The sequence below is a fragment of the Mesorhizobium sp. ES1-4 genome (assembly GCF_020164745.1).
GTDB lineage: Bacteria > Pseudomonadota > Alphaproteobacteria > Rhizobiales > Rhizobiaceae > Mesorhizobium.
The window spans coordinates 14,144-27,712 of record NZ_JAIUGV010000006.1; the positions used below are offsets into that span (position 1 = coordinate 14,144).

At 64.0% G+C, this 13,569-nt stretch carries 14 protein-coding genes; 9 read left to right on the top strand and 5 right to left on the bottom strand.

The genetic code is table 11. The features are described 5' to 3' along the window. Positions 1–231: 231 nt before the first annotated feature. From LB556_RS12785 to LB556_RS12825, 9 genes are all read left to right on the top strand, one after another. Positions 232–831, top strand: a complete 600-nt coding sequence (locus LB556_RS12785; protein ID WP_224567560.1) for a class I SAM-dependent methyltransferase — start codon at positions 232–234, stop codon at positions 829–831. Continuing rightward, the gene (locus tag LB556_RS12790; RefSeq protein WP_224567562.1) at positions 828–1,445 is read left to right on the top strand and encodes a DedA family protein; all 618 of its coding nucleotides are present in this window, start codon (positions 828–830) and stop codon (positions 1,443–1,445) included. The genes LB556_RS12785 and LB556_RS12790 overlap by 4 nt, the downstream gene beginning before the upstream one ends. Positions 1,446–1,520: 75 nt before the next feature. Then, positions 1,521–2,432 (top strand): LysR substrate-binding domain-containing protein, encoded by a 912-nt coding sequence (locus LB556_RS12795; protein ID WP_224567564.1) that lies wholly within the window; start codon positions 1,521–1,523, stop codon positions 2,430–2,432. Positions 2,433–2,641: 209 nt separating this feature from the next. Further along, positions 2,642–3,796, top strand: coding sequence for an ABC transporter substrate-binding protein (locus tag LB556_RS12800; RefSeq protein WP_224568091.1), 1,155 nt, complete (start codon positions 2,642–2,644; stop codon positions 3,794–3,796). Positions 3,797–3,989: 193 nt separating this feature from the next. Then, the gene (locus tag LB556_RS12805; RefSeq protein ID WP_224567566.1) at positions 3,990–4,988 is read left to right on the top strand and encodes an ABC transporter ATP-binding protein; all 999 of its coding nucleotides are present in this window, start codon (positions 3,990–3,992) and stop codon (positions 4,986–4,988) included. Between the two features lie 14 nt (positions 4,989–5,002). Continuing rightward, on the top strand, positions 5,003–5,953 hold the full coding sequence (locus LB556_RS12810) for an ABC transporter permease (RefSeq protein WP_224568093.1): 951 nt from the start codon (positions 5,003–5,005) through the stop codon (positions 5,951–5,953). Continuing rightward, positions 5,943–6,758 (top strand): ABC transporter permease, encoded by an 816-nt coding sequence (locus LB556_RS12815; RefSeq protein WP_224567568.1) that lies wholly within the window; start codon positions 5,943–5,945, stop codon positions 6,756–6,758. The genes LB556_RS12810 and LB556_RS12815 overlap by 11 nt, the downstream gene beginning before the upstream one ends. 19 nt (positions 6,759–6,777) lie before the next feature. Continuing rightward, positions 6,778–8,205 (top strand): gamma-aminobutyraldehyde dehydrogenase, encoded by a 1,428-nt coding sequence (locus LB556_RS12820; protein WP_224567569.1) that lies wholly within the window; start codon positions 6,778–6,780, stop codon positions 8,203–8,205. A gap of 44 nt (positions 8,206–8,249) precedes the next feature. Continuing rightward, positions 8,250–8,735 (top strand): ester cyclase, encoded by a 486-nt coding sequence (locus tag LB556_RS12825; protein WP_224567572.1) that lies wholly within the window; start codon positions 8,250–8,252, stop codon positions 8,733–8,735. A gap of 75 nt (positions 8,736–8,810) precedes the next feature. Here LB556_RS12825 and LB556_RS12830 read toward each other — a convergent pair whose 3' ends face one another. From LB556_RS12830 to LB556_RS12850, 5 genes are all read right to left on the bottom strand, one after another. Next, a complete protein-coding gene (locus tag LB556_RS12830; RefSeq protein ID WP_224567573.1) occupies positions 8,811–10,220 on the bottom strand; it encodes an FAD-binding oxidoreductase in 1,410 nt (469 codons plus the stop codon). A gap of 342 nt (positions 10,221–10,562) precedes the next feature. Next, positions 10,563–10,877 (bottom strand): hypothetical protein, encoded by a 315-nt coding sequence (locus LB556_RS12835; RefSeq protein WP_224567574.1) that lies wholly within the window; start codon positions 10,875–10,877, stop codon positions 10,563–10,565. Positions 10,878–10,911: 34 nt separating this feature from the next. After that, positions 10,912–11,274, bottom strand: a complete 363-nt coding sequence (locus tag LB556_RS12840; protein ID WP_224567575.1) for a nuclear transport factor 2 family protein — start codon at positions 11,272–11,274, stop codon at positions 10,912–10,914. Between the two features lie 83 nt (positions 11,275–11,357). Beyond that, a complete protein-coding gene (locus LB556_RS12845; RefSeq protein WP_224567576.1) occupies positions 11,358–11,837 on the bottom strand; it encodes a carboxymuconolactone decarboxylase family protein in 480 nt (159 codons plus the stop codon). A gap of 105 nt (positions 11,838–11,942) precedes the next feature. Further along, positions 11,943–13,496, bottom strand: a complete 1,554-nt coding sequence (locus LB556_RS12850; RefSeq protein WP_224567577.1) for an alpha/beta fold hydrolase — start codon at positions 13,494–13,496, stop codon at positions 11,943–11,945. Positions 13,497–13,569: the final 73 nt, after the last annotated feature.

Below are 13,569 nucleotides of genomic sequence, written 5' to 3' on the forward strand. Positions count from 1 at the left end.
AGCATGGCAAAACCGGACGTCCCGGGGTCGACAGGCACTTTGTTTGCCGCCGCGAGATTGCGCAATGTCTATGCAACCCAGTCGCGGCAAACAGCGCCGGTCGGCACGAATCGCCCGAGCCGGCGTGAAGGCGTCAGGCCCGAATATGCAACAGGTCGGGCCTGACGCCGAAATGAAATCGAGCGGCCACACCACTGTCTGGCGCGCCGCTGTCCGGGATCGAGGTTTGTCATGTCTGCAAGTGATGCTCTGTCTTTTCTCATGGCGTGGACCGTCGCGCCGTTCAAGATCGGCTCTGTCACCCCATCCAGCTCCAGCCTGGCAACATTGATGACGCGCGACATCGGCCCCGAGACGGGCCCCGTGCTGGAGCTCGGCCCCGGAACAGGCCCATTTACACGGGCGCTGCTTGCACGCGGGGTGAGGGAGGAAGATTTGACGCTGATCGAATCCGATCCGGATTTCGCGGCACTCCTCAAGCGGCGCTTTCCCGCCGCCCGGATTTTCGAAATGGATGCCGTCGGCCTGCGCCACATGGCGCTGTTCCACGGGCCCGCGCTTGGCGCTGCCGTCAGCGGCTTGCCATTCCGCCTGATTTCGCCGCGCAAGACGCTCGCCATTCTCGAAGGTGTTTTCGCGAACCTTCGTCCTGATGGGGCGCTCTACCAGTTCACGCTGGGATGGCGCTGTCCGTTCGACCAGTCGCTGCTCGACCGTCTCGATCTCGAGGTTGCGCGGGTTGGCCATACCTTTCGCAACTTCCCCCCGGCGACGGTCTATCGCATCGCCAGGATCAAGACGGCCGGGACCTACGACTGGCGCTTCGCATGACGGGCCCGTTGTCAGCCGTCCTCGGCTTTGGCCTGCTTGGCGTTTTCTGCCTCGCTTTCACCGAAAAGATCCTGCCGGTTCCGCCCTCGCATGTGCTGCTGCTGTTCCTCGGCATGACGGCGGCGGCTGATGGTGCGTCGCTGGCGATCCTGCTGGCGGTGACGACGTCCGCCTCCTTCGCCGGCTGCCTTGTCTGGTATGCCGTTGGCCGCCGCATCGGATTTGACCGTGCCGACCGGCTGATCGAACGAGCCGGCAGGTATGTCTTCCTGCGCCCCGAAACCTATCGCCAGCTTGGCCAGGCCTATCGCCGCAAACATGTCCGGGTATCCTTGCTGGCACAATTCATCCCGACGGTGCGCAACTACCTGCCGATCGCTGCCGGCGCGCTTTGTCTGCCTGCCTTGCCTTTCGCGGCCGCGACGCTGCTTGGCGCCGCCATCTGGAATGCGGGCTTTCTCCTGACCGGTTATCTCATGCGCGGCAGCGGCCGGGATTCCTTCACCGTGGGCCTGCGCATCATCGTGATCGTCGTGGCGTTGGAGACGACCTTCATGCTTGCGCTGCGCTATGGCCCGGCATGGCGCCGCCGCATCAGGCTGATGTTCGGCTGAGCGCCGGCTCTCCGGTCGTGGGATAAGCCTCGCCATCGGCTTTTCTTCGCGGCCGCGGCGGTGTTTAGTCCGGCCATGGCCTTCACCATCCGCCAGTTGCAGTTCTTCATCGCCGTCGCCGAGCAAGGCACGGTGTCGCGCGCGGCGCAAAACCTCTCCATTTCGCAATCGTCGGTCACCGAGGCGATCAAGGAACTCGAAAGCGATCTCGGCGTCGAGCTCTTCGAGCGCCATCCGCGCGGCCTCAACATCACCCACAAGGGCCATCAGTTCCTGCGCCATGCGACAAAGATTCTCGCCGACGTGTCCGACGCCCGCCGCTCTTTTTCCGGCGAGCAGGCCGTGGCCGGCGGGCGGCTGCAACTCGGCGTCACCTCCCTGGTCGCCGGCTACGTGCTGTCGGATCTGCTCTCCCGCTACCGCCGCGCCTATCCCGGTGTCGAGGTTTCGGCCATCGAGGACAATGGCGACTATCTCGAACACTTGCTGATCGGTGGCAAGCTGGACATTGCCGTCATGGTCACCTCCAATTTGCGTGACCGCACGGCGCTGCAATCGGAAATCCTAGAAGTCTCGGCCTATCGGCTGTGGCTGCCGCTCGGCCATTCCCTGGCCGGCGCCGACATTATCGGTGTCAGTGATATCGCCTCCGAACCGCTGATCATGCTTACCGTCGATGAGATCGAGGAGAACACCGGCAAGCTGCTGACCGCGATCGGTGCCAAGCCGCATGTCGCCTTCCGGACCCGTTCCGTGGAAGCCGTGCGCAGCCTGGTCGCCACCGGCGCCGGCGTGGCGCTGCTGCCCGACCTTGTCTACCGGCCATGGTCGCTGGAAGGCGACCGCATCGAATCGCGCGACATTTCGGGCTCCTTGCCGGTGGTGCAGGTCGGCATGGTCTGGCGGCGTGGCTCCGGCCTGCCGCAGGCGGCGCGCGACTTCATCGGCCTCGCCCAGTCGCAGCGGACGGTTCGCCAGCGTCTCTGACCCGTGAATCTATCGGAAAAACCGATATCGCCCTTCTGATAAATGAATTTGCGAAACCGGAATTTTCGAAGCACTTTCCGCTGAGGACTAAAGTCGCCGTCAGAGCGGCATCGAGTCCAATGGACGAGCTGAAAATTTTAAGTCCGCGTGTGACCTCCAGCGAGGACCGGAACCGGTTTTCGGGGCATGCGCCAAATGGGAGATCGATGATGAATTCATTCCTGAAGTCATGCACTGCGCTGACGGTCGCGCTGGCCTTTTCCGGGCAGGCCATCGCCCAGGTCAAGGAACTCGGCAAGGGCGAAGGCCAGGTTAATATCGTAGCCTGGCCGGGCTATATCGAGCGCGGCGAGACCGACAAGGGCTATGACTGGGTCACCGCCTTCGAGAAGGAGAGCGGCTGCAAGGTCAACGTCAAGACCGCCAACACATCGGATGAAATGGTCTCGCTGATGAACGAGGGCGGCTTCGACCTCGTCACCGCGTCGGGCGATGCTTCGCTGCGCCTCGTCGCCGGCAAGCGCGTGCAACCGATCAACACCGATCTCATCCCAAGCTGGAAGATGGTCGACGACCGGCTGAAGGACGCGCCCTGGTTCACCGTCGACAAGGTGCATTATGGCGTCCCCTATCAGTGGGGTCCGAACATCCTGATGTACAATACCCAGGTGTTCAAGGAAGCACCGAAGAGCTGGAACGTCGTCTTCGAGGAAATGAAGCTGCCGGATGGCAAGTCCAACAAGGGTCGGGTCCAGGCCTATGACGGGCCGATCCATATCGCTGACGCCGCCAACTACCTGATGTTCCACAAGCCGGAACTCGGTATCAAGGACCCCTACGAACTGAACGAGGACCAGTACAAGGCCGCGCTCGGCCTGCTGCGTGTCCAGCGCACGCTGGTCGGCCGCTACTGGCACGACGCCGCCATCCAGGTCGACGATTTCCAGAACGAAGGCGTCGTCGCGTCCGGCTCCTGGCCGTACCAGGTCAACACGCTGGTCGCCGCCAAGAAACCGGTCGCCTCGACCGTGCCGGAGGAAGGCGTCACCGGCTGGGCCGACACCACCATGATGGAAGCCGATGCCGCGCACCCGAACTGCGCCTATATGTGGCTCGAGCATTCGCTGGCGCCGAAGGTGCAGGGCGACGTCTCGGCCTGGTTCGGCTCCCTGCCGGTCGTGCCCGCTGCCTGCAAGGGCAACGAACTGCTCGGCGAGGAAGGTTGCAAGACCAACGGCTACGACAATTTCGACAAGATCAAGTTCTGGAAGACGCCGGTCTCGAAATGCGTCACCCAGAACGATCAATGCGTGCCCTACTACCGCTGGGTGTCGGATTATATCGGCGTCATCGGCGGACGGTGATCTCGGCTCGCATTTGTTGATAGCCGGCGCTGCCCCTCACCCTTGCCCTCTTCCCGTGAAGAACGGGGAGAGGCGGCGCCAGCTTTGAAGCTAGACCCTTTTCCCCGTCACTATACGGGGAGAAGGCGCCGGCAGGCGGATGAGGGGCAGCATTGCCACTCGAATTGAAAAGCCTGACAGCTCAGGACACTCCATGACACCAGCCGTTTCCTTCCAGAAAGTCTCGCGCCATTTCGGCAGCATTCGCGCTGTCGACGCTGTCGACCTCGACATCGTGCCGGGCGAATTCTTCGCCATGCTCGGGCCGTCCGGCTCCGGCAAGACGACGTGTCTGCGGCTGATCGCCGGCTTCGAGCAGCCGACGGCGGGTTCGATCGCGATCTTCGGCGAGCGTGCCGAAGGCGTGCCGCCCTACCGCCGCAACGTCAACACCGTGTTCCAGGACTACGCGCTGTTCCCGCACCTGAACGTCCTCGACAACGTCGCCTACGGGTTGATGGTCAAGCGCGTCGGCAAGGCCGAGCGGCACAAGGCGGCGGAAGAAGCGCTGTCGCTGGTGCGGCTGCCCGGTTATGGCGCCCGCCGGCCGGGCCAGCTTTCCGGCGGCCAGCGCCAGCGTGTCGCGCTCGCCCGCGCGCTGGTCAACCAGCCCAAGGTGCTGTTGCTCGACGAGCCGCTCGGTGCGCTCGACCTCAAGCTGCGCGAAAACATGCAGGAGGAGCTGAAGTCGCTGCAGAAGGCGCTCGGCATCACCTTCGTCTTCGTCACCCACGATCAGGGCGAGGCGCTGTCGATGGCTGACCGCGTCGCGGTCTTCAACGATGGCAGGATCATGCAGATCGGCACGCCGGAGGACATCTATCAGCGGCCGAGCACGCGCTTCGTCGCCGATTTCGTTGGGTCCTCCAATGTATTGCCGCCGGATTTCGTCCAGCGCCATGCCGGCCAGCGCCGCTGGGCCAGCCTGCGTCCCGAAGCCATTCGCGTCGGCCGCGCGGCAAACGGCGAAGGCGTCGCCGCGCGCCTCGTCTCGAGCAACTATCTCGGCGCCACCACCCGGCTGGCGCTCGATGCCGACGGATTGAAGCTGCACGCCGTGGTGCCGGCGGGAGCCGCCCTGCCGGCGGAAGGCGAGGCGGTGCTGCTGACGTTCAACCGCGAGCACCTGCATCTGATGGACGAGGCGGTATGAGCTTCGACGCCACCATGCCGCGCGCCACCGCGCCCGCCATCCTGCCCGGCAGCGGCGGCATGCGCGGCGCGCTCTCCGACCTCTTCTGGCGTCGGCCAAAAGTCCTGCTCCTGCTCACGCTGCTGCCGCCGGTGCTGTGGCTCGGCATCGTCTACATCGGCTCGCTGTTCGCGCTGCTGGCACAGAGCTTTTTCTCCATCGACGAGTTCTCCGGCCTCATCAACCGCCAGTTCACGCTGAGGACCTATGGCGACCTGTTGCAGGCCGCCAATCTCGATATCATCCTGCGCACGGTGACGATGGCGGCACTGGTCACTTTGGCCTCGGCCGTCGTCGCCTTCCCGATCGCCTACTATGCGGCGCGTTATGCGCGCGGCCGCTGGAAGGCGCTGTTCTATCTCGGCGTCATGCTGCCGCTGTGGTCGAGCTACCTAGTCAAGATCTATGCCTGGAAGCTGATCCTCGCCAAGGAAGGCATCCTTACATGGCTGCTCGCCAAGCTGCACCTTTTGTGGCTGCTCGATGCGTGGCTGTCGCTGCCGGTCGTCGGCGGCAATTCGCTGTCGGTTTCGTTCACCGGCACGTTCATCGTCTTCGTCTATGTCTGGCTGCCGTTCATGATCCTGCCCGTTCAGGCGGCACTCGAGCGCGTGCCCGGCAATCTGGTCGAGGCGTCGTCGGATCTCGGCGCCTCGCCCGGCCAGACCTTCCGCAACGTGCTGTTCCCGCTTGCGCTGCCCGGCATCGTCGCCGGCTCGATCTTCACCTTCTCGCTGACATTGGGCGACTACATCATCCCGCAGATCATCGGCACCTCGCGCCTGTTCATCGGCCAAGCCGTCTATTCGCAGCAAGGCACCGCCGGCAACGTCCCGCTGGCCGCCGCGTTCACGGTGGTGCCCATCGTCATCATGGGCTTCTACCTCTGGGGCGCCAAGCGCATGGGGGCCTTCGATGCGCTCTGACCGCGGTCAACGTGCTCCGCTCGGCCTGAAGATCGCAGCCGCCTGCGGCCTGCTCTTCCTGCATCTGCCGATCCTGCTGATCTTCGTCTATGCCTTCACCACCGAGGAGAAGAGCTTTGTCTGGCCACCACCGGGGCTGACGACGCAATGGTTCGCCGTCACCTGGAACCGGCCCGATGTCTGGGAAGCGCTGTCGCTGTCCGTCCGCGTCGCCGCCATCTCGACCACGATCGCGCTGGTGCTGGGCACGCTGTGCGCCGCCGCGGTGTCACGGACGAAATTCTTCGGCCGCGAGACAATTTCGCTGCTGGTCATCCTGCCGATCGCGCTGCCCGGCATCATCACCGGCATCGCGCTGCGCTCGGCCTTTTCGCTGGCCGACATTCCGTTCTCGTTCTGGACGATCGTGCTCGGTCACGCCACCTTCTGCGTGGTCGTCGTCTACAACAACGCGGTCGCCCGCTTCCGCCGCACCTCGGGCTCGATGATCGAGGCCTCGATGGATCTCGGCGCCGACGGTTTCCAGACCTTTAGGCATATCATGCTGCCCAACATCGCCACGGCATTGCTCGCCGGCGGCATGCTGGCCTTCGCTCTGTCGTTCGATGAGGTCATCGTCACCACCTTCACCGCCGGCCAGCAGCAGACCGTGCCGATCTGGATGCTGGAGGAACTGATCCGTCCGCGCCAGCGCCCGGTCACCAATGTCGTGGCCATGGTCGTGGTCCTGGTGACGCTGCTGCCGATCCTGTTTGCCTATTACCTGACCCGCGACGGTGACCAGATCGCCGGTTCGGGCAAATAATCAAAAAGGGAGAGTTTTCATGGACACCCAGATGCTGATCGGCTCGATTTTCGAGAAGGGCACCGAGACCGAGGAGCCGATCCTCAATCCGAAGACCGGGGCGACCATTCTCAACCTGCCCGAGGCCAGCCAGGCACAGATCGAGGCGGCGATCATTGCCGCCGAAAAAGCGTTCGTCTTGTGGTCGCGCACCACGCCGGCGCAACGCTCCGGCTACCTCCTCAAGATCGCCGACCGTATCGAGGCCGAGGCCAGGGAGTTCGCCACGCTCGAGGCACTGAATTGCGGCAAGCCGATCAATGCCGTGCTCAATGACGAAATCCCGGCGATCGTCGACTGCTACCGCTTCTTCGCCGGTGCGGTCCGGTCAATGCCGGGTGTGGTCGCGGGCGAATACCTGCCTGGCCACACCTCGATGGTGCGGCGCGACCCGATCGGCATCGTCGCCTCGATCGCGCCCTGGAACTATCCGCTGATGATGATGGCCTGGAAGCTGGCGCCGGCGATTGCCGGCGGCAACACCGTCGTCTTCAAGCCCTCGGAGCAGACGCCGCTAACGGCGCTGAAGCTGGCCAGGATCCTGGCCGATATCCTGCCCGCAGGCGTGGTCAATGTCGTGCTTGGCCGAGGCGAAAGTGTCGGCAACACGCTGATCAACCATCCCAAGGTCAACATGATCTCGATCACCGGTGACGTCGCCACCGGCAAGAAGGTGCTTCAGGCCGCCGCCAAGTCGGTCAAGCGCACGCATCTCGAACTCGGTGGCAAGGCGCCGGTCATCGTCTTCGACGACGCCGATCTCGGCGCCGTGGTCAACGGCTTGCGCGCCTTCGGCTACTACAATGCCGGCCAGGACTGCACCGCCGCCTGCCGCATCTATGCCGGCAAGAAGATCTACGACAAGCTTGTCGCCGACCTTTCCTCCGCCGTATCGACCATCAAGTACAACCAGCCCGACGACACCGAGAACGAGATCGGCCCGCTGATCTCGCGGCGCCAGCGCGACCGCGTCTCGAGCTTCGTCGAGCGCGCTTCGGAACTGAAGCACATCGAGATCACCACCGGTGGCAAGCCGGGCGAGGGCACCGGCTTCTACTACCAGCCGACTGTCGTCGCCGGTGCGCTGCAGGAGGACGAGATCGTGCGCCGCGAAGTGTTCGGCCCGGTCGTCTCCATCACCCGCTTCACGGAAGTCGACGAGGCGGTGAACTGGGCCAACGACAGCGACTACGGCCTGGCATCATCAGTATGGACCAGGGATATTTCACGAGCCATGGCCACCGCCGCCCGCCTGCAATATGGCTGCACCTGGATCAACACCCACTTCATGCTGACCAACGAAATGCCGCATGGCGGGCTCAAGCAGTCCGGTTACGGCAAGGACATGTCGCTCTACGCGCTGGAGGACTATACCGCGGTGCGCCATGTCATGGTGGCGCACACGTAACATTTTCGAAAAAGCGCAGGCATTCAACCAGGGAGGAACGAACCATGCATCGCCGCCAGTTTCTGACATCCGCAGCCGTCGCCGCCACACTATTGGCCGCATCGCCAACCTTCGCCGCCGATACCGCGCAAGCGGTGGTCGAAGCCTATGTCGCCGCCTGGAATGCGCATGACTCGGCCAAAGCTGCCGGATTTTTCGCCGACGAGGTCACCTATTACGACGCTTCCGTAGGCAAGCCGGTCACGGGCAAGGAAGCCGCCAAGACTGGCGTCATCGACAACTTCCTCAAGGCCGTCCCAGACGCGGTGTGGACGATGAAGGGCAAGCCCGTCATCGACGGTGACCGCGTTGCGTTCGAATGGGAATTTTCCGGCACCAACACCGGGCCCTGGGGCGATGGCACGGCCGCGACCGGCAAGAAGTTCTCCTTCACCGGCGCCTCGATGTTTTCCGTGAAGGACGGCAAGATCGCGACCCAGAGCGACTATTACGACGCGCTCGGCTTCTACAAGCAGCTTGGCCTGATGTAGTCACGGCTTCCATTCTCCCCGTGAACGCCGCTCACGGGGAGAATGTGTGACCGACGAGCACCAGCGGCCCGGCAGCTATGCAGCCGTCCTACCCTGCTCCGCCGATGTCGCGGGCTTGATGTTCAAGTTGACCCGGAAGATGTTGGATGGGTCATAGGTCCGCTTCACCTGGCTCAGCCGCTCGTAATTCGTGCCATAGCTTGCCCGCAAGCGCGCTTCCCCTTCGTCGTCCATCATGAAATTGACGTAGCCGCCTTCGCCATTGTGGGGATGGATGCTGGCCCAGTAGTTCTTGGCCCATTTGGTGAGGTCGGCGGCCTTGCCCGGATCGGGATCGATAGCGGCTATGACCATCGACCAGCTTGCATCGCGTGCGTTCCAGGCGGTCTCGTCGTTGCCGACGCGGCGCACGGCGCCGTCGATCGGGTAAAGATGCATGAGAGACAATTCGCTGGGCGCCTGGGCGGCCTGCGCGATATGGGTCGCGATGGCTTCGTCGGAAAGAGACTTGACGAAATCGCCCTTCCAATACCATTGCAGGCCTTTGGGAAGCAGCGGGTCGAACAGCGCCTGCAACGCCGGGTACGGCATCACCCCCATCCAGTTGAAGATCGGTGGCGGCAGGATGTCCAGCAGCGGCGCCATCGCCTTGCGCCCGTCTTCCTCCGTGCCGTTGTAGCAGGAGATGATGGCGCAGGCGCGCTTGCCCCAATACTCGCGCGGGAAGGGATCGGTCGAGGGGACGGACTTCAGGCCGACAAAGGCGCCGAGATCTTCGGGCGCTGCCGGCAGGTAGTCGCGATAGGCACGCATGACGGCCGGAGCGTCCTTGGCCTCCCAAAACACCGGGCCGCCGAAGATCATGCTCACGGGATGGGCCTGGAACAGGAAGCTGGTTACAACGCCGAAATTGCCGCCGCCGCCCCGGAGCGCCCAGAACAGGTCGGGATTCTCTTTTTTGCTGGCCCTTACCGTGCTGCCGTCGGCCAGCACCAGGTCGGCCTCGACGAGATTGTCGATGGTGAGACCGTATCTGCGCGTCAGATAGCCGGTCCCTCCGCCGAGGGTCAGGCCGGCAACGCCCGTGGTCGAGACGATGCCGAACGGGACGGCGAGCCCGAAGGGGTGGGTGGCGTGGTCCACGTCACCCGACGTGCAGCCGGGCGCGACCCTCACGGTGCGCGTGGTCGGGTCGACATGGACCCCCTTCATCGTCGACAGGTCGATGACGAGGCCGTTGTCGCAAATTCCCAATCCGGCACCGTTGTGCCCTCCGCCGCGCACGGCGATCAGGAGGTCGTTGTCGCGCGCGTATCTCACGGCGGTGATAACGTCGGCGACATCGGCGCAGCGTGCAATCAGCAGCGGGCGCTTTTCGATCATGCCGTTGTAGATCTTGCGTGCTTCGTCATATCCGGCATCGTCGCGCAGGATCAGCTCCCCGCGGAGGGCTTCACGCAGTTTTGCATGGGTTTCGTTGGTCATCGGTTTTCTCCCTTTGATTGCGCCAGCGCTATGCGGCGTCGGCGCGACGCATCTTCTTGCTTGGTGTGCCGCCCTTCGGGGCGTATGCGTTGGGTGCAGAGACGAGTACGTTGCACCGATCCGGTCCCCGCTGCTTCGCCCGAAAGGGCCAATGGGGAATGGCCCGGGAGAGCCATGGCGGGCAGCCGGAACCGTCGCTGAGACTGGCCGTACAGGAGAGCAGGAGCCACGCCTCGTGGCTTTTTCGCCATCGCATGGTGCGTGAAGGTGGCCGTAACCTCACAGCCACCCTTCCATCCTACCCACCGCCCCCCTCCCAGGGCTTGGGCTATCCGGCATCAACTATTCGACGATCCGGAAAATCTGCCACAGGCTGGTGCCCGACACGACATAGGGCTCTAACTCCTTGCCCCATTTGGCGTGCGCGTCGATCTTGCCGATCTTGGCGAAGAACGCCTCCAACTGGGCGAGACTCTCGACCTGGTGGTGAGACTCGACCGTCGCTTCGCGCGCACCGATCGAGCCGGTCATGATCTGGAAATCGAGGTCGGCGAGACCGACCTGTGAGCCGATCTCGCGTTCCCATTTCCGCATCAGTTCTAGCACGGTCTGCTTGTGTCCGAACTTGGCGTCGATCTGCCATCTGGCGCTGAACATCTTGTCCTCCCTGCTGCGGCATGGCCGCGTTTGACTACTCGTCCCAGGCCTGCACGACGGTCTGCCGTGCAATCTGCCCGTTCTTCAGCTCCAGCATTGCCGCGGCGAACACTTTCGTGCCGTCCGGATAGGCACAGGCCTGGGTGAAGGCGAGGCTGTCGCCGTCGGCGATGGTGGCGTCGACCTTGTGGGTCATCGCGCGGCTGCAGATATCGTCCCAGAACGTGGTGATCGCCGCGCGTCCGCGGATTTCGCGCGGCTTGCTCGGCGGATTGTTGCGGTCGATCACGCGCACCAGCGCGTCGTCCGCATAGAAGCTCGACAGCATCTTGCCGTCACGGCCTTCGATCGCCTTCTTGATCGCCGCGCCATCCACCTTCTGGGTCTTGGTCAGCATTTTATCCTCCATATGCCCGTCTTCATGATCGGGCGGTTGATGTTGGAAGCGTCTGCCCGGCGCGGATCGACGGGCAGTGTCTCTCACTGCGACTTGGCCTTGACGGCCGCGAACACGTCGTCGGTCTGTTTCTTGAAGGTCGCGAGGTCGACCTGGCTGCCGTTGAGGATCGTCGACCAATGGCGCACGATTGCCGCCATCGCGATCGTCTCCTTGATCTCCTCGTCGCTGGCGCCGTTGAGCCTGGCCGCCTCGGTATGGAAATAGATGCAATACTGGCACGGGATCTGCGACGCGACCGCGAGGCCCATCAGTTCCTTGGTCTTGCCGTCGAGCGCGGTCTTGGGGTTGAGCTGGACACCCTTGATCTCGGCCCACGCGCCGGCGATGGCGACGTCAGGAAGTGTCTTGAACATGTCCGGCACCGAGCCGAGCGTCGCCTGGATGTCCTTGTAGGCGGCGGTCGCGGATGCATCCTCTGCTCTTACGGGAGAGGTCATGGTCAGCACGCCAATGCCTGCCACGATCATAAGGGATCTGACATTCAATTTCGACTTGAGCATCTCATCCTCCTTCGCAGCGCCTTTTGGCGATATCCGCCTGGCCTGCATGGGGAATTGATAGCGCTTAGATCGGTGTGCCCGCTTCCCCCGAAAGCGCCATGGCTCTCATGGCCCGTCCGGGCCAGTCTGCCTGGCGGAAAATGCCGCCGCCGCCGCCCGCGATGGCAGGTCGAGTTTGAGCAGTATGTTGGCGACGTGGCGCTTGACCGTGTGCCCGCTCAGCCTGAGTTCGGCGGCGATCGCGGCATTGCTCTTGCCGTCGGCAATCAGGCTCACCACCTCGCTCTCGCGCGCCGTCAGGCAAGCCGGTTCGGCCGCCTTGGCCTTGGGACGACAAGCCGGTTCCAGGTGCTGTTCGGACATCGCCAGGACCAGCGCCATGGGCTCCTCCAGTTCGTCGATGCTGACACGGCCAGCGTCGGCGAAATGAAGCCCCGAGCCGACTGCCAGATCGGCGACCAGCCTCGACGCCAGTATCTCGCCGCGCCCGGCGCGAGCGGCGAGTTGGATCGTCACGCGGCCCGTCAATCCTGCAGGAGGGCCGCGCAATTCGATCTCGCCGACATGCGCCCCTTGCGCGCTTGCCACTCCGATCTGCTGGGCCGCGTCGCGCAATGCCGCGGCGCAACGCAAGGCGCGCCCCGGGCCGTCGAAGCGCGAGATCATCATTTCGCCGTGCACATCCGTGCAGCGCCCGCCATGGCGCCCCACAAGTGTCCGCCATGTTTCGTGGAAATGCTCGCTGCGTTCGCTCCACATCCGATCGCCGAGGCGGGCCGTATCGTAGATGCGTGTCACCAGAAGCGCCGCCAGGACGCGCTCCGCTTCGCCGACCGCGCGCTCGCCGGTCAGGAACTCCTCGATCAGGTCGGCCACCCGATCGACATCGCCGGTCCAGATCGGATGGTCCCGGCCCGGGGTTTCGACCAGCCGCGCGTTGGGAATCTTCCTGGCCAGAAAGCGGCTGGCATCGGGATCGACCCGCACATCGTTGCGGCGATGGATCAACAGCGTCGGCGCGCTGATCGCCGCCAGCACACCACGGACGTCGATATCGGCGTTCATCCGCGCCAGCGCCGCCGCCGCGGTCGGGCTCGCCGACAGACGTTCGAAGCGGGCCCACCAGGTTGAGAAGTGGGTGTCATCGACCCGGCCTGGCGCGAAATTGGCCAAGGTAGCGCCAGTGCCCCAGGCCGTCTCGGCCGTCGCGATGAAGGCTTCCAGGCGATCCGGCGGCATCACCCATTTGTGGAAATGCGCATAGCCGCCATAGAGCGCCAGCGCCCGTGTCCGCTCCGGATAGGTGGCGGCGAACAGCATCGCCATAGGCGCGCCTTCGGAAGCGCCAAGCAGGGCGGCGCGGCCGCTGCCGGCCGCGTCCATCACCGCGCGCACGTCGTCCATACGGGTATCGAGGCTGGGCAGATGATGGACATCGACGCGGTCGGAGAGACCCGTACCGCGCTTGTCGAACAGGATTAGTCGAGAGAAGGCCGAAAGCCGCCGCAAGAGCCTTGTGTAGCCTTCGTCCTCCCAATGCAGATCGAGATTGGAGATGAAGCCCGGCACGAAGACGAGGTCGAACGATCCCTGGCCGACCACCTGATAGGCGATCCGCACGTCGCCGCTAAGGGCGTATCGGGTCTCGATCGGCCTCACGAGGTTGTCCGCCTGGCCTGACGATTTCTGATCGCCAACCATAGCAGAGCCGCGCCGGGTGCGGCAGCTTAAA